General features: G+C 70.2%; 12 protein-coding genes and 1 pseudogene. 3 read left to right on the plus strand and 10 right to left on the minus strand.

Features of this window, described 5'->3' with window-relative positions:
- Positions 1-921 (minus strand): annotated as a pseudogene (locus tag HC028_RS26465) (SH3 domain-containing protein); the annotation flags it as partial.
- Between the two features lie 247 nt (positions 922-1168).
- Here HC028_RS26465 and HC028_RS26470 point away from each other — a divergent pair.
- Together HC028_RS26470 and HC028_RS26475 are read left to right on the plus strand one after the other, a co-directional pair.
- A complete protein-coding gene (locus HC028_RS26470; RefSeq protein ID WP_168080170.1) occupies positions 1169-1834 on the plus strand; it encodes a GntR family transcriptional regulator in 666 nt (221 codons plus the stop codon).
- Positions 1835-1842: 8 nt separating this feature from the next.
- Positions 1843-3156: an MFS transporter gene (locus tag HC028_RS26475; protein WP_168080171.1), complete on the plus strand. Its 1314-nt coding sequence runs from the start codon at positions 1843-1845 to the stop codon at positions 3154-3156.
- A gap of 72 nt (positions 3157-3228) precedes the next feature.
- On the opposite strand, the gene HC028_RS26480 is transcribed toward HC028_RS26475, so the two are convergent.
- From HC028_RS26480 to recD2, 9 genes are all read right to left on the minus strand, one after another.
- A complete protein-coding gene (locus tag HC028_RS26480; RefSeq protein ID WP_203981638.1) occupies positions 3229-5070 on the minus strand; it encodes a glycoside hydrolase family 15 protein in 1842 nt (613 codons plus the stop codon).
- Between the two features lie 97 nt (positions 5071-5167).
- Positions 5168-5791, minus strand: a complete 624-nt coding sequence (locus HC028_RS26485) for a LutC/YkgG family protein (protein ID WP_168080172.1) — start codon at positions 5789-5791, stop codon at positions 5168-5170.
- Positions 5788-7227, minus strand: a complete 1440-nt coding sequence (locus HC028_RS26490) for a LutB/LldF family L-lactate oxidation iron-sulfur protein (protein ID WP_239075744.1) — start codon at positions 7225-7227, stop codon at positions 5788-5790. Before HC028_RS26490 ends, HC028_RS26485 begins: the two co-directional genes overlap by 4 nt.
- Entirely contained in the window at positions 7224-7925 is a 702-nt protein-coding gene (locus HC028_RS26495; RefSeq protein WP_168080174.1) for a (Fe-S)-binding protein, read from the minus strand. The genes HC028_RS26490 and HC028_RS26495 overlap by 4 nt, the downstream gene beginning before the upstream one ends.
- 33 nt (positions 7926-7958) lie before the next feature.
- Positions 7959-8627, minus strand: coding sequence for a GntR family transcriptional regulator (locus HC028_RS26500; protein ID WP_168080175.1), 669 nt, complete (start codon positions 8625-8627; stop codon positions 7959-7961).
- 163 nt (positions 8628-8790) lie between these two features.
- Entirely contained in the window at positions 8791-8997 is a 207-nt protein-coding gene (locus tag HC028_RS26505; RefSeq protein ID WP_168080176.1) for a hypothetical protein, read from the minus strand.
- Between the two features lie 327 nt (positions 8998-9324).
- Entirely contained in the window at positions 9325-9621 is a 297-nt protein-coding gene (locus HC028_RS26510; protein ID WP_168080177.1) for a MoaD/ThiS family protein, read from the minus strand.
- Positions 9618-10733 (minus strand): WD40/YVTN/BNR-like repeat-containing protein, encoded by a 1116-nt coding sequence (locus tag HC028_RS26515; RefSeq protein ID WP_168080178.1) that lies wholly within the window; start codon positions 10731-10733, stop codon positions 9618-9620. Before HC028_RS26515 ends, HC028_RS26510 begins: the two co-directional genes overlap by 4 nt.
- A gap of 316 nt (positions 10734-11049) precedes the next feature.
- Positions 11050-13251 (minus strand): SF1B family DNA helicase RecD2, encoded by a 2202-nt coding sequence (recD2, locus tag HC028_RS26520; RefSeq protein ID WP_168080180.1) that lies wholly within the window; start codon positions 13249-13251, stop codon positions 11050-11052.
- A 642-nt stretch (positions 13252-13893) separates the two neighbouring features.
- Between recD2 and HC028_RS26525 the strand changes: the two genes are divergently transcribed.
- Positions 13894-15270 carry a serine hydrolase domain-containing protein gene (locus HC028_RS26525; protein WP_203981639.1) on the plus strand — a complete coding sequence of 459 codons (1377 nt, stop codon included), beginning with the start codon at positions 13894-13896 and terminating at the stop codon, positions 15268-15270.
- Positions 15271-15457: the final 187 nt, after the last annotated feature.

Below are 15457 nucleotides of genomic sequence, written 5' to 3' on the forward strand. Positions count from 1 at the left end.
CGCGCCACCGGCGCAGGTGGGCAGCGACGCCGAGGTCTCCACGTAGGCGTGCGAGACGTAGTTGCCGCTGACCAGCCGGTCCCACTGGCTGGTGGAGCGCACCGCGCCGGTCACGTGGTCGCCGCCGACGGTGCAGGTGAGGGTGAGCGCGCCGCCGTTGGCGACCGCCCCGGCCGCGGAGGCGCGGCCCGACGGAGCGGTGCGGATGTTCAGGGGGCCGCCCTCCGTCTTCGCGGTGCCGCTGTAGGTGGCCGGCGTGGGAGCCGGTGCCGGCGCGGTGTCGGACACCGGGACCAGGTTCGGCGCGCACGCCGGCAGCGTCGCGCTGGTCTGCACGTACGCGTGGGAGACGTAGCCGCCGCTGGAAAGGCGGTCCCACTGGGCGGTGGAGCGGACGGTGCCGCGGACCGTTTCGCCGGTGACGTAGCAGCTGACGTTGACGCCCGCGCCGTTGGGGATCCGCGACGACAGTGCCGCCCGGGAGTTGGGCTGGCTGCGCACGTTGAGCGGGCTGCCGTCGGTGCGGGCGGTGGCGCCCGCCGGGTTGGTCGGGGCGGCGGTTGCCGGCGCGTCCAGCGCCGCGCACGCCGGCAGGGACGCGTTGGTCTGCAGGTAGGCGTGCGAGACCCAGCGGCCGCTGGTCAGCCGGTCCCATTGGGAACTGGCGCGCACGGGGCCCTTGATGTACTGGCCGGAGGTCTGGCAGACCAGGGTGAGCACACTGCCGTTGCGGACCTGGCCGACGTTCGCCGTTTGGGCGGAGGGGCCGCTGCGGACGTTGAGCGGGCCGCCGGTGGTCCGCACTGTCGCGCCTACGCCGGACGCGGCTGAGGCGGCTTCCACGTTGACGCCGAGCACGGTGCCCGTGGTGGTGGTCGCGAGGAGCGCGCCCAACAGCAACCGCCGGATCTTCGGATTCATGAGAAGTGATGCCTTTCGTGCCGGTTCGACATCGACGGTCCGGGGCGGCGGTTGTCGAACGGGGTGACGAAAGGGTGCTGATCGGTTGCATGTGGAAAATAGGTGCTTTATTGGTGTATGGCACCCCGATAGCCGTTTGGCGGGTTGGGTGTTCGGTGGAGAGCGGCGCGCTCGGGACGGTGCAGCGCATCACGTCCACAGGGATCTGATCGATCCCTGTGCTCGGCGGCCCTAGGATAGATACATCATGTATCCCTCAGCCTTGCCGTTGCCGAGCCCTGCGGCCTCCGCGACCACGCGCGTGTACCAGTACCTCAAGCGGGCCATCCTGGAGCAGCTGCACCCGGGCGGTGCGCTCCTCACCGAAGCGGAGATCGCCGAGGCGGTCGGCGTCTCCCGTACGCCGGTCCGCGAGGCCCTGCTGCGCCTGGAGGCCGAAGGCCTCGTCGCGCTCTATCCCAAGCGCGGCGCGCTCGTGCTACCGGTGTCGGCGCAGGAGATCGACGAGGTCATCGAGGCTCGCACCCTCGTGGAGGGGCACGCGGCGAGCCGGATCTGGGCACGCCGGGCCGAGTTGGGCAGCGCGCTCGAACCCCTGCTCGAGGCGATGAGGAAAGCCCGAGCGGCGGCCGACGCGATCGCGTTCATGGAGGCCGACCGGGCGTTCCACGCGACCGTCGTGGACCTGGCGGGCAACAGCATCCTCGCCGACCTGTACCACCGGCTGCGTGATCGCCAGATGCGCATGGGCGTCGCCGTCATGCGCATCTCGCCCGACCGGATGGACCGGGCGCTCGCAGACCATGCGGAGATGCTCGCCGCGCTCGGCGCCGACTCGCCCGAACGCTTCACCCGACTCGTACACGACCACGTCGCCACGGCGGCCGGGAACCTCCGGGGGCCGCGAGCATGAGCGCGCCGATGACGATCTTTCAGAAGAAGGCACTCCTCGTGTGGGGCGCCGGTGTCTTCGCGTACGGCGCCGCCGTGTTCCACCGGTCGTCGCTGGGCGTCGCCGGGGTCGAGGCCGCCAGCCGTTTCGGTATCGGCCCGTCCATGCTCGCGATGTTCTCGGTCGGGCAGCTCATCGTGTACGCGGGGATGCAGGTGCCGGTCGGGATCCTGCTGGACCGGTACGGCTCCCGGCGGCTGCTCGTTGCGGGTGCCGCGCTCATGGGCGTCGGTCAGCTTCTGTTCGCGCTCGCGGCCCACGTGCAACTCGCCATCGTCGCGCGGGTGCTCATCGGTCTCGGCGACGCGATGACCTTCATCAGCGTCATCCGGGTCGTCGCCCTCTGGTTCCCGCCCCGTCGCAACCCGCTCATGGTGCAGCTCACCGGGGTGATCGGCCAGTTAGGTTCGCTGGCTTCGGCGGTACCGCTGGTTGTGCTCCTGCGGGACGCGGGCTGGACGGCGACGTTCCTCGCGGCGACCGGCCTCGGCGTGCTCGCCGTCGTTCTCGTGATCGTCGTGCTGCGCGACCACCCTTACACCGGGGAGGCGCCGCCCGCACCGCCCTCGAACGCTGAGGTACGGGCCGGTTTGCGCGCCTCGTGGCAGGAGCCGGGCACCCGGCTGGGGCTGTGGACACACTTCGTCACCCAGTTCTCCGGGACGGTCTTCGCGCTCCTGTGGGGGTACCCGTTCCTGGTCTCCGGCGAGGGGTTGTCGCCGGCCACCGCCGCGCTGCTGCTGTCGATGCTGACCGTCGCCGCCATCGTCCTGGGGCCGGCGATCGCCAACTTCTGCGCCCGGCTGCCCTATCACCGCTCGGTGCTGGTCCTGGCCGTCCCCGCGAGCTCGGCTGTCGTCTGGGCGGTCGTGCTGCTCTGGCCCGGACGGGCTCCGCTGTGGCTGCTCGCGATCCTCACGCTGGTGCTCGCTGTCAACGGTCCGGGTTCGATGATCGGGTTCGACTACGCCCGTACCTTCAACCCGGCCAGCCGGATCGGCGGGGCGACCGGCATCGTCAACGTCGGTGGCTTCGTCGCCGCGGTCGCGCTGATCGTGGGCATCGGTGCCGTCCTGCAGGTGTTCACCCCGGCCTCGGCCGGCACCAACTACTCGCTGGACGCCTTCCGCTGGGCGTTCGCGCTGCAGTACCTGCTGTGGGGGATCGGGGCGGTTCAGGTGGTGCGTTACCGCAACGCCGCGCGGCGGGTGATGGCCGAGCGCGATCCGGAGGCGTTCGCCGCGCTTCGGCAGGGCGGCCTCGTCGCCGCGGCTGCCGACTGACGAGCGCGGCGCGTGATCGCCGAGGTCGTCACGGCGGTGCGGACGCCCCGGGCGATGGCTGCCTGACCACGGTCAACCGAGGGCCTGGTCGAGCGTGAAGGCCGCACTGATCAGCCCGAGATGGGTGAACGCCTGCGGGAAGTTGCCGAGTTGCTCGCCGGTGAGCCCGATCTGCTCGGCGTACAGGCCGAGGTGGTTGGCGTACGTGAGCATCTTCTCGAACGCCAGGCGCGCCTCGTCCGCGTGCCCGGCGCGGGCGAGGGCTTCGACGTACCAGAACGAGCAGATCGAGAAGGTGCCCTCATCGCCGCGGATCCCGTCCGGACTGGCGGTCGGGTCGTAGCGGTACATCAGCGAGTCGGAGACCAGGTCCTCGCCGAGCGCCTCGAGCGTGGACAGCCACTTGGGGTCGGTGGGGGAGACGAACCGGGCCAGCGACATCATGAGCACCGATGCGTCCAGGACGTCGTCTCCGGAGCGCTGGACAAACGCGTGCCGCTCACACGACCAGTAACGCTGCATGATCTGTAGGTAGATCGCGTCGCGCGCCGCCCGCCAGGACGAGATGTCCGCCGGTAGCCCGCGCTCCTCGGCCATCCGCATCGCTCGCTGGATCGCGACCCAGCACATCACCCGCGAGTACAGGAAGTTGTGGCGCTCGCCGCGGGTCTCCCACACGCCCTCGTCCGGCTGGTCCCAGTGCTCGCACACCCAGTTCACCGCGACGTTGACCTGGTCCCAGCGCGCGCTGTAAATGGGCTTGCTCCACTTGTCGTAGAGGTAGACCGAGTCGATGAGAGCTCCATAGATGTCGAGCTGTAGCTGGGTGGCGGCGGCGTTGCCGACCCGTACCGGCGCGGAGCCGCGGTAGCCCTCGAGATGATCCAGCGGCCGCTCGGGTAGGTCGGTGCGCCCGTCGATGCCGTACATCGCCTGGAACGGGCCGCAGTCGGTGCAGTCACGGTGCGCGATATGTTCGGTCAGGAAATCCATGAACGCGTCGGCCTCGGCGGTGAATCCCATCCGTAGCAGCGCATTGAGGCAGAACGCCGCGTCGCGGATCCAGACGTAGCGGTAGTCCCAGTTGCGCTCGCCGCCGATCTGCTCCGGGAGGCTGGTGGTCGGCGCGGCGATGATCGCGCCGGTCGGCGCGTAGGTGAGCAGCTTCAACGTGAGCGCGGAGCGGTGCACCGTCTCGCGCCACCGGCCCCGGTAGCGGGATGCGGACAGCCACCGCCGCCAGTACCTGGCGGTGGCCTCGAACAGCTCGTCGGCCTCGGTGAGCACGCTCGGCGCCGCCGGCAACCCGTCTCCGACGCGGTCGAGGGCGAAGACCGCCGTCTCGCCTTCGGTGATGGTGAACTCCGCCCGCACGTCCGTGCCGTCGCTCGTGACCGGCACGCTGGCGGTGAGCTCCAGCGACAGTGAGCCCGAGGTGAACGTCGCCCCATCGGCCTCCAGGCGGACCGTGTGCGGCTGGGTGGCGTAGCCGAACCTCGGCGCCACGCGCGCCCGGAACTGCAGCTTGCCGCGTACGCAGACCACGCGGCGGATCAGGCGGTGCCGGTCGGCTTCGCGGGAGTCGTCGACGATGGGCATGAAGTCCTGGATCTCGCCGAGCCCCTCGGCGGCGAAGAATCGAGTGATCAACACGTTGGTGTCGGGGATGTAGAACTGCTTGGTCCTCGCCGGTACGTCGACGGTCAGCTCGAAGCAGCCGCCCCGGCGCGCGTCCAGCAGAGCGGCGAAGACGCTCGGCGCGTCGAAGCGCGGGCAGCAGTACCAGTCGATCGTGCCGTTGCTGCCCACCAGCGCCACGGTGCGCAAGTCGCCGATCAGACCGTGCTCGGCGATCGGGAGGTACTGGGGGTCGGGCGTCGGGTCGTGCTGGTTAGGTACGTTTCCGGATGCCACGCCAACCCCCTGCCGGCGACCCGTTCGAGGCCGACAACCCTACGGTAGACGCCGGTCAACGCAGCGGCCGTAGCCACCCGTCGCGGACCTGCGACGATCACCCGGGCTCGACGACGATCACGTGTAGCCGGCGCGGACCGTGCACCCCTTCCACCCGGTTGAGCTCGATGTCACTGGTGGCCGACGGGCCAGAGATGAACGTCAGCGGCCGGGTCGGCGTGAGCCGCCGCAGTCCGGCCGGCACGCCGCCGGCGACCTGGTCGCTCGTGACGACGCAGACGTGATGATCGGGTACCAGCGTCAGGGCGCGCCGCCCCTGTGCGGGGCCGCCGTCGAGCACGATCGTTCCGGTCTCCGCGATCGCCACGGCGCATCCGGTCAGCACCGCGCCGGCGCCGTCGAGCTCGGCCACCGAGAGCGGTTGCGGGCCATCTGTGACAACCTTTCCCGGGTACGCGGACAGCCAGCTCTCCGGCGTCTCCGCCGGAGCGACGAGGCGCGTGACCCCGGCGAGCGCCGTGGCGACCGACGCGGCGACCTCGTCCGGCCGGCAGCGCGTCACCTCGGCCTTGTAGTCCACGAGCCGGTCGACGAGGAGGTCGATCCGGGCGGGCCCGTCGAGAGCATCGTCAACGCGGTACTCCCGCGGCACGCGGGGTGCCGTCGGCGCCGGTCCGAGCGCTGTACGCAGCCGGTTCAGGATCTCTTCCCGTGCGTTCATCGCGTTCTCCTCCACCAGTCGCGGAACGATTCGGGGGCCGGCAACGGCGCGTCCCGGCTCGCCGTCCACGCCGACATCGGCCAGGGCAGGTGGCGTACCGTGCGGCGGCGGAGGACGCGCTCCAGCGGAACGGTTCCGCGCCGGGCGGCCCGCAGCGCCCGGGCGTACCGGCGGCGGTCACCCATCACCCAGGCCATCGCCTTCATGGCAGTACGCTCGGCCGACGGCTTGTCGCGCCGGCTGTCGACCGCCGCCTGGCGCAGGTGCACCAGCACCTCGGGGATGTTGATGCGCACCGGGCAGACGTCGTAGCAGGCGCCGCAGAGCGTGGACGCGAACGGCAGCGTCTTGTTCGCCTCGATGCCGGTCATCTGCGGGGACAGGATCGCCCCGATCGGCCCCGGGTACACCGACTGGTACGCGTGCCCGCCCACGCGCTCGTACACCGGACACACGTTCAGGCAGGCCGAGCAGCGGATGCAGTGCAGCGCCTGCCGGCCGACCTCGTCGGCGAGGGTGGCCGACCGGCCGTTGTCGACGAGGACGATGTGGACGTTCTGCGGCCCGTCGCCGGCCGTGACGCCGGTCCACGTCGAGGTGTACGGGTTCATCCGCTCGCCGGTCGACGAGCGCGGCAGCAGCTGCAGGAACACCTCGAGGTCGCTGAAGCTGGGCAGCAGCTTCTCCACGCCGACCACCGAGATCAGGGTCTCGGGCAGGGTCAGGCACATCCGGCCGTTCCCCTCGGACTCCAGGACGACCAGCGTCCCGGTCTCGGCGATGGCGAAGTTGGCGCCCGAGATCGCGACCTTCGAGGACAGGAACTTGCGGCGCAGGTGCAGGCGGGCGGCTTCGGCCAGGACGCGGGGCTCGTCGGTGAGCCCGGCCGGCGCGTCGCCCATCCGCTCGGTGAAGATGTCGCGGATCTGGCTGCGGTTGTAGTGGATCGCCGGGACCAGGATGTGTGACGGCTCGTCGTCGGCGAGTTGCACGATCAGCTCGGCGAGGTCGGTCTCGGTGGCGGAGATGCCGGCGCGTTCGAGGGCCTGGTTGAGTTCGATCTCCTGGGTGGCCATCGACTTGACCTTGACGACCTCGTCGGTGCCGGTCTCGCGGACGAGTCGGGTCACGACCTCGCACGCCTCGGCCGCGTCGCGCGCCCAGTGGACCACGGCCCCGGCGGCGGTCGCAGCGGCTTCGAACTCGACGAGCAGTTCCGGCAGGCGGGCCATGACGTTCGCCTTGATCGCGCTGCCGGCCAGCCGCAGCTGCTCCCAGTCGGGCAGCTCCTCGACCACCCGGGCACGCTTGTTGCGGATCGTGTGGGTGGCCTTGTGCAGGTTGGCCCGCAGCTGTGGCTTGCCCAGCTCGACGTGGGCCGCCGCGGGGAACGGGCGGGAACCCGCGAGGTGGCCGGTGCCGTGGGGAAGAGTCACGATTCGCCTCCGAGGATTTCGGCGTAGTGCATGACGCGTACCGGCGCGCCCCGGCGGGACAGCCCGCCGCCGATGTGCGCCAGGCACGAGTTGTCGGCCGCCGCGATCACCTCCGCGCCGGTGTCGCAGATCGCGGTGCACTTGTCGGCGAGCATCGCGGTGGAGACGTCGGCGTTCTTCATCGCGAACGTGCCGCCGAAGCCGCAGCACTCCTCGGCGCCGGGCAGCGGAACGAGGTCCAGGCCTTCGACGGCGCGCAGCAGCCGCAGCGGCTTGTCGCCCAGGCGCAGCATGCGCAGGCCGTGGCAGGTCGGGTGGTAGGTGACCCGGTGCGGGAAAACCGCGCCGACGTCGGTCACGCCGAGAACGTCGACGAGCAGTTCCGACAGCTCGTACGTGCGCGTCGCGACACCTGCGGCGGCGGGCACGAGCCGGGGATAGGACTCGCGCACCATGGCCACGCACGAGCCGCTCGGTGCCACGACGGCGTCGTAGCGGTCGAACGTGTCGACGAAGCCGCGCACAAGCGGCACCGCCTCGGCGCGGTAGCCGGAGTTGGCGTGCATCTGCCCGCAGCAGGTCTGGCTCTCCGGGAAGTCGACCTCGTGGCCGAGCCGCTCCAGCAACCGGACCACGGCCTTGCCGGTGTCCGGGTAGAGGAGGTCGTTGACGCAGGTCAGGAACAACGCGATCCGCATGGGTTCTCCTGTTCTTTCGCGATGGCCGACGGCCTATGCGTCCACCATCGCGAAGGCATGTCGGTGCCGGTCGCGGGCGGCCTCCAGGTGCGCGCGCATCGCCTCGCTCGCCGCCTCGGCCGAGCCGCTCGCTATCGCCGCCACGATCCGCCGGTGCTCTCGCGTGCTGATGCCCAGGTGCGCGGTGGGGAAGTGGAGGCGGTGCAGGTGCAGGTGGGCGTGCAGGCGTACGAAGGTCGCGGACAGCATGCTGTTGCCGCTCGCTTCGGCGACGCGTTCGTGGAAAACGGCGTCCCGCGCGGTGAAGGCGGCGTGGCCGGCGTAGCCGTCGCCGGAGAGGCGGTCGGGCAGCTCCGCCTCCTGAGCGAGCGCGTCGACGTCGACGTTTCCCGCCGCGTGGCGGACGGCCGCGCGGGCGGCGGCCGGGCACTCCAGCAGCAGCCGCATCTCGAACAGCTCTTCGAACTGGTCGCGGGTCAGCAGAGGAGCGGTGCTGTAGCCGGCCATGGCGCGTTTGCGGACGAGCCCTTCGGATTCGAGCCGGGCGAGGGCCTCGCGGATCGGGGTGGGGGAGACGCTCAGCTCGCGGGCGAGTGCGTCGATGGTGACGCGCTCACCGGGGGCGATCAGGTGGTCCATGATCAGGGACTTGATCGCCCCGTACACGTCGTCGGTCAGGGTGAGACGACGGGCCGCGCGCATGCGTGGATCCTATAGGATCCACGCACCGCTCGGCCAGCGCTCGGCCACCGCCGCGCGTAGCCCGGGCAGCCGGCCGTGCTGGCAATTCCCGACACCGGTGCCCAGGGCGACGACCGGGCGTCTACCGACGCTGGCCGCCGCCCTGCTGGATGGCCGTGCCGGATCAGCCGCGACCGGGACGGCGGCCGCGGTACCACCGGCCACCGCCGGCGGTACCGCGACCGACACCGGCGAGGTGGAGCGCGAGGCAGAACAGGCCGATGAGGACGAGGGTGTTCCAGTTGAACAGGTCGGGAGCGCCCAGGTTGGTGTTGAGCAGGTCGAGCAGCAGGGCGAAGCCGAAGACGGCGGCTGCGACGATGGCGAGCATGGGATCCTCCGAGGGGGTGGTATCCGTTGTCATCGCCATCAATACCCATCCGGTTCGCCCACCAATCTCCACCGTGGACACTGGCGGGCTCCAGGATTGTGCGGTGGCATCCGTACTGCGTCTGTCGTTCGGCTCCGAGCCGGTCTGCTCAGCTCCTTGGATCGCCCCAAGGGCGAGCCCGAGGCTGAGCCCGCCGAGCACGACTGCCACGCCCGCCGAGGTGGCCAGCAGCAGGACCGCGACGCCGACCTGTACGTATACGGCGGCCCGTACCGTACCTGGGCGTGGCGCACGGGGCACGGGCTGTTGCGGCTGGCCGGGCGAGGCCTACCCGCCGGCCATGGCGCCCACGATCAGGAAAGGCTCATCACCCCCTGCGACCGGTGTCGGGAGCGGCGTGTCCGGCTGGTGGTGGGACAGGTCCTGTTCGCAGGCGAAGAACCGTACGAACGCGCGGCGCTGCCCGCTGACCCGGTCCCGGATCGTCCCGCGTAGTACGGGATAGTCCGCCTCGAGCGCGTCGAGGACCGAACGCTGCGTGACCGGGCCCTCCACCTGGAGCTGCACTTCGCCGCCGACCCGCGCGAGCGTCCGCAGGTGCGGCGGGAGTACGACGCGGATCATGGCAGGGTCTGTACTTCGACCGACAGCACGGACGGAAGGTCTCGGACGATGGGGGCCCAACTGTCCCCTGCGTCGGCCGAGGCGTACACCTGCCCGCCGGTCGTACCGAAGTAGACACCGCACGGGTCGAGCGAGTCGACGGCCATCGCGTCGCGCAGCACGTTGACGTAGCAGTCGCGCTGCGGCAGACCGTTCGTGAGCGCCTCCCACTCGTTGCCGCCGGTGCGGCTGCGGTACACCCGCAGCTTGCCGTCCGGTACGAAGTGCTCGTAGTCGCTCTTGATCGGCACGACGTAGACGGTGTCCGGCTCGTGTGAGTGCACCGCGATCGGGAACCCGAAGTCGGTGGGCAGGTTGCCGCTGATCTCGTACCACGACTCGCCCGCGTCGTCGCTGCGCATGACGTCCCAGTGCTTCTGCATGAACAGCACGTCGGGGCGTGAGGGGTGCATGGCGATGCGGTGGACGCAGTGGCCGACCTCGGCATCCTGGTCCGGGATGCCCTCGGAGCGCAGGCCGCGGTTCACCGGCCGCCACGTCTGTCCGGCGTCGTCGGTGCGGAACACGCCCGCGGCCGAGATGGCCACGAACATCCGCTCGGGGGCGCTCGGATCCAGCAGGATCGTGTGCAGGCACAAGCCGCCGGCGCCCGGCTGCCACGAGGGGCCCGAGCCGTGTTCGCGCAGTCCGGGAAGCTCCTGCCACTTCTGGCCGCCGTCGGTCGAACGGAACAGGGCGGCGTCCTGGATCCCGGCGTAGACGGTGTCCGGATCGGTCAGGGAGGGCTCGAGGTGCCAGACCCGGGTGAACTCCCAGGGGCGGAGACTGCCGTCGTACCACTGGTGGGTGCCGGGGACGCCTTCGTACGCGAACTCGTTGCCCACCGGCTGCCACGTCTCGCCGCCGTCGTCCGAGCGCTGGATCAGCTGCCCGAACCAGCCGCCCGACTGCGACGCGTACAGTCGGTCCGGATTAGCGGGAGAACCCGTGACGTGGTAGATCTCCCACCCGCCGAAGTGGGGGCCACTGACGTCCCACCGCTCCCGCGTGGCGTCCGACGTCAGGATGAATGCGCCCTTGCGTGTGCCGACCAGTACCCGTACCCGGCTCATCCGTGCTCCATCCAATCTCTGCGTAGAGCTTGCTGGCACTGCCTGATGTCACTGCTGTGTGACCGTCGGCGACCGAAACGTCTCCGGCGGGTGCTGCCACCTATTAAGACCCCGCCGTACGACAAAACTCATCGGTCGCATCCGGCCCGAGGCGCACGGTGCACTGCCCGCGACGGCCATGGCGCAACCGGGGAAGCGGCGGTACGGGCGCCACGATTCTTCCACCCGATAAACAGCCTGCTCAAGGATTGCTGTCGCAGCCTGCGGTAACGGAGCTATCGGTAATGTCGTGAGATGGGGCTGTGGTGTCGTACCCCTATGCAGACGCGGCGAGCCGGTGGGTGAGGGCGGTGTGGCGGCGGCCGGCACCGACGGTGCGTACCGCTGCGGCGAGAGCGCGCCGGGAGCCGACGAGGACGACGAGCTTCTTCGCGCGCGTGACCGCGGTGTAGAGCAGATTGCGCTGGAGCATCATCCAGGCGCTCGTGGTCAGCGGAATGACGACGGCCGGATATTCGGAGCCCTGCGACCGGTGGATGGTCATGGCGTACGCGTGGGCGAGCTCGTCGAGTTCGTCGAAGTCGTAGGTGATGTCCTCGTCTTCATCGGTGCGTACGGTGAGCGCCTGGTCCTCGCCCGACAGCGCGGTGACGATGCCCAGGGTGCCGTTGAACACCCCGGCCGTGCCCTTGTCGTAGTTGTTTCTGATCTGCGTGACCTTGTCGCCGATGCGGAACACCCGCCCGCCGACCCGGCGCTCGGGCCGCCCCTCCCGGCCGGGGGTGAGATTCTGCTGGAGCAGCGCGTTGAGCGCACCGGCTCCGGCCGGGCCCCGGTGCATCGGGGTGAGGACCTGGATGTCACGGCGGGGATCCAGGCCGAACTTGGCCGGGATGCGCGAGCAGGTGACGTCGACGGTCAGCGGTGCGGTGGCCTCGGTGTCGTCGCAGGGGAACAGGAAGAAGTCGGCCAGGCCCGTGGTGATCGGCGGTTTGCCGGCGTTGATGCGGTGCGCGTTGGTGACAACCCCGGACTCGGCCGCCTGCCGGAAGATCTGGGTCAGGCGGACCCGGGGGATCGCCTCGGCGGCGAGCAGATCGCGCAGCACCTCCCCGGCGCCGACCGACGGTAGCTGGTCGACGTCGCCCACCAGCAGGATGTGCGCGCCGGCGGGTACGGCCTTGACGAGCTTGTTGGCCAGGATCAGGTCGAGCATCGAGGCCTCGTCGACCACCAGCAGGTCGACGTCGAGGGGGTTGTCGCGGTCGAACGACGGGTCGCCACCCGGGCGCAGCTGGAGCAGCCGGTGCACGGTGGCGGCGGGGTGGCCGGTGAGCTCGGCGAGGCGTTTGGCCGCCCGCCCGGTCGGCGCCACCAGCGTGATCTTCGCCCGCTTCGCCGCGGCGAGGGTGATGATCGACCGTACGGTGAAGCTCTTGCCGCAGCCGGGGCCCCCGGTCAGGACCGCGACCTTGCTCGTCAGCGCCAACCGGACGGCCTCTTCCTGCTCGGGGGCGAGGTCGGCGCCCGTCTGGCGGCGCAGCCAGGCCAGGGCCTTGCCCCAGTCGACGTCGGCGAAGTGCGGCATCCGGTCGGCGCGGTGGTTGAGCAGGCGCAGCAGCGCGCCGGCGAGCGACGTCTCGGCGCGGTGGAACGGCACCAGGTAGACGGCGGCCACCGGCCCGTCCGGGCCGGGGAGCGCTTCGCGGACCACGCCCTCGGCGGCGACCAGCTCGTCCAGGCAGGTCGTGACCAGGTCGGCCGGCACGGCCAGGATCTTCACGGCGTCGGCGACCAGCTGCGGCTGGGGGAGGTAGCAGTGGCCCGAGTCGGTGGCCTGCGACAGCGTGTACTGCAGGCCGGCCTTGACCCGGTCAGGGCTGTCGTGGGGGATCCCCACCGCTTGGGCGATGGTGTCGGCGGTCTTGAAGCCGATGCCCCACACGTCGGAGGCCAGCCGGTACGGCTCGTTGCGCACCACGGAGATGGACGCGTCGCCGTACTGCTTGAAGATCCGCACCGCCAGGGACGTGGACACCCCGACGCCCTGCAGGAAGACCATGACCTCCTTGATGGCCTTCTGCTCGGCCCAGGCCTCCGTGATCTTCGCGGTGCGCTTCGGCCCGAGGCCGGGCACCTCGATCAGCCGGGCGGGCTCCTCCTCGATGATCCGCAGGGTGTCCAGGTCGAAGTGGTCGACGATCCGCTCGGCGAAGACCGGGCCGATCCCCTTGACCAGCCCGGAGCCGAGGTAGCGGCGGATGCCCTGGATCGTGGCGGGCAGCACGGTCGTGTAGGACTCGACCTCGAACTGCCGGCCGAACTTCGGGTGGCTCGACCACCGGCCGACGAGCCGCAGGCTCTCCCCGGGCTGGGCCCCCAACAATGCGCCGACCACCGTGAGTAGATCGCTGCTGCGGTCGGTGGCCACCCGGGCCACGGTGTAGCCGGTCTCCTCGTTGACGTAGGTCAACCGCTCCAGAACCGCATCCAGAGTTGCCGCGTGCTGAGTTGACATGGCGGGGCGGGCGGTGGTCGTCACGGCACCATCCTGCCCAATGGCCCCGACATTTCTCGGCCGAGGGTCGACTGGCGGTCGACCGGAGCCCGCCGTCGTCGAGATGTTCGGCTTCGACCATATTTGCGGGCCCGATCGCGCCGTCTGTTGGATGGCCGGCCCAATTTGACGAGCCTTAAACGTTACTCACGTCATCACTTGCAACTACTCCTCTCATGGCGTTCCGATGACATCACCCACTGTGGCGATCGAGTAACGGACTCCATCCTTGTACTTATGCCCGAGCATTTAAGGGAATGGATAGGCCAAGCGGCCGACGGAACTGCGCGGCCAATGTCGCGTCCCGGCCCTGCTGACGACGGGCACGTTCCACAAGAAGATCAACGTGTCGGGGCAGATGCGGTCGTTTAGGGTCAGGACGCCTGCGGGTGGGTGAAGGCCGGCGCCGGCCCGCCAACCCTCGCGAGTGAGCAAGACCGACCTGGGTGTACCGATCCCTGTGCGGCGGCAGCCGCTGGACAAGGGGTCGTTCGGCACGAGTCACAAGATGTCCAGCCGCAACACGTCCAGCCAACGCAAGTGCCAGGACCGCAGGCGCCTCGCGCGCAGCGGACAAGGCCAGCTCGTCATGGAGGTCTGCCAGTGGTCGCAAGTGTGACGACGTCGAGTGCCCTGCCAACGCTGGGACACGAGTTCGCCGCCCTGGTCCGTAGACACGGGGTGCCCGGAGCGCAGCTCGCGATTCACCGTGCCGGCCGAACCGTTACGACAGAGGTCGGCGAGCTGGAGTACCGCACAGGCCAGCCCGTCACTGCGGACACGGCCTTCGGTATCGGATCCATCACCAAGTCCTTCACGGCCACGGCGGCCATGGTCCTGGTCGAGGACGGGGACCTCGAACTCGATGAGGCGATCGGTGCGTACGTTCCCGGGATGCGTGAACTCGGCGACGAGCTCACGCTTCGCTGCCTGTTGAGCCACACCGCCGGGCTCTCCTCGGGGCCGGACCCGGACGAGGTGTCGACCATCTCGGTGCCGCGCTACGTGACGGAGTACTGCTCCCGCCGGCGCCTCGTGCTGCCACCCGGCACCGGCTTTTCGTACTCGAACATCGGCTACGTCCTCGTCGGCTACGTGATCGAAGCCGTCACCGGGATGAGCTGGGCGCAGGCCGTCGCGTCGATCGTGCTGCGGCCGCTGGGAATCCAGCCGGCCTTCCTCGGCGCGCCGGGGGCCGAGCCGCCAACCCGCCGGATCGCAAGCGGTCACTCCGTCAACACCGCACTCGGCAGGGCCCGGCCGGTCTTCCCGTTGCAGGCGCCCACCGAGGCCGCAGCCGGCGCGTTGGCGATGAGCGCCACCGACCTGGTCGCACTGGGGCAGGTCCACCTCGGCGCCGGCGTACCCGAACTGCTGCCGGCGAGGTGCGCCGAACAGATGCGCGTACCCGTCGCCGGTGCGGAGCCGTACGGGCTTGCCGACGCATGGGGCCTGGGACTCGCGGTGTTCCGGGAGGGGACCACCGCCTGGGTCGGTCATGATGGCAATGCCGACGGCACCGCCTGCTACCTGCGTATCGATCCGGTCGGTGGTTGGGTTGTCGCGTTGACCAGCAACGCCAACACCGGGGCGGCCCTGTGGAAGGACATCCTCGGTGAGCTGGCGCGCGCCGGGGTGCCGATCGGGCGGCCCCGGGTGGAGGCGCCGATGCGGATTCCGACCGTGCCGCCCACGGGGTGCGCCGGCCTCTACGTCAACGGCGACGTCGAGTACGTGGTGGCGGAGAAGGAGGGCCGCGACCTCTACCTGGCAGTCGACGGTGACGGCTTCGCGCGGATGACCTTCTACGACCACCTCACCTTCACCCTGCAGGACCCGGAGTCCGGGCGGGAGGTGCTCGGCGGGCGATTCCTGCGCAACCCCGCCACTAAAGAGATCCACGCGCTTCAGGTCGGCGGGCGCCTCGCCCGCCGGCGCGGCTATACCAAGCGCACGAACGCCGGGCATTTCAGCGCCTGATCCCGTACCGCTGCGCACGTCATTTCCAGCTACGCCACAACTGTCGATGAACCGTGCCCGGAAGGTCGAAATCCCATGGTGGCCCAGGACGCGCACTCCACTTCCCGCGACAACATCGGGCGGACCGCCCTGTCCGCACCGGCCGATCCTCTCTCCGACTTAGCCCCGGTTGAACTGGCTCAGCAGT

The organism is Planosporangium flavigriseum, assembly GCF_011947225.1.
GTDB lineage: Bacteria > Actinomycetota > Actinomycetes > Mycobacteriales > Micromonosporaceae > Planosporangium > Planosporangium flavigriseum.

Bases quoted from the DNA above. Each gene is read 5' to 3' on its own strand.
- HC028_RS26470 (WP_168080170.1), top strand. From the start codon at position 1,169: ATGTATCCCTCAGCCTTGCCGTTGCCGAGCCCTGCGGCCTCCGCGACC.
- HC028_RS26475 (WP_168080171.1), top strand. From the start codon at position 1,843: ATGACGATCTTTCAGAAGAAGGCACTCCTCGTGTGGGGCGCCGGTGTC.
- HC028_RS26485 (WP_168080172.1), bottom strand. From the start codon at position 5,791: ATGAACGCACGGGAAGAGATCCTGAACCGGCTGCGTACAGCGCTCGGA.
- HC028_RS26495 (WP_168080174.1), bottom strand. From the start codon at position 7,925: ATGCGGATCGCGTTGTTCCTGACCTGCGTCAACGACCTCCTCTACCCG.
- HC028_RS26500 (WP_168080175.1), bottom strand. From the start codon at position 8,627: ATGCGCGCGGCCCGTCGTCTCACCCTGACCGACGACGTGTACGGGGCG.
- HC028_RS26505 (WP_168080176.1), bottom strand. From the start codon at position 8,997: ATGCTCGCCATCGTCGCAGCCGCCGTCTTCGGCTTCGCCCTGCTGCTC.
- HC028_RS26510 (WP_168080177.1), bottom strand. From the start codon at position 9,621: ATGATCCGCGTCGTACTCCCGCCGCACCTGCGGACGCTCGCGCGGGTC.
- HC028_RS26515 (WP_168080178.1), bottom strand. From the start codon at position 10,733: ATGAGCCGGGTACGGGTACTGGTCGGCACACGCAAGGGCGCATTCATC.
- recD2 (WP_168080180.1), bottom strand. From the start codon at position 13,251: ATGTCAACTCAGCACGCGGCAACTCTGGATGCGGTTCTGGAGCGGTTG.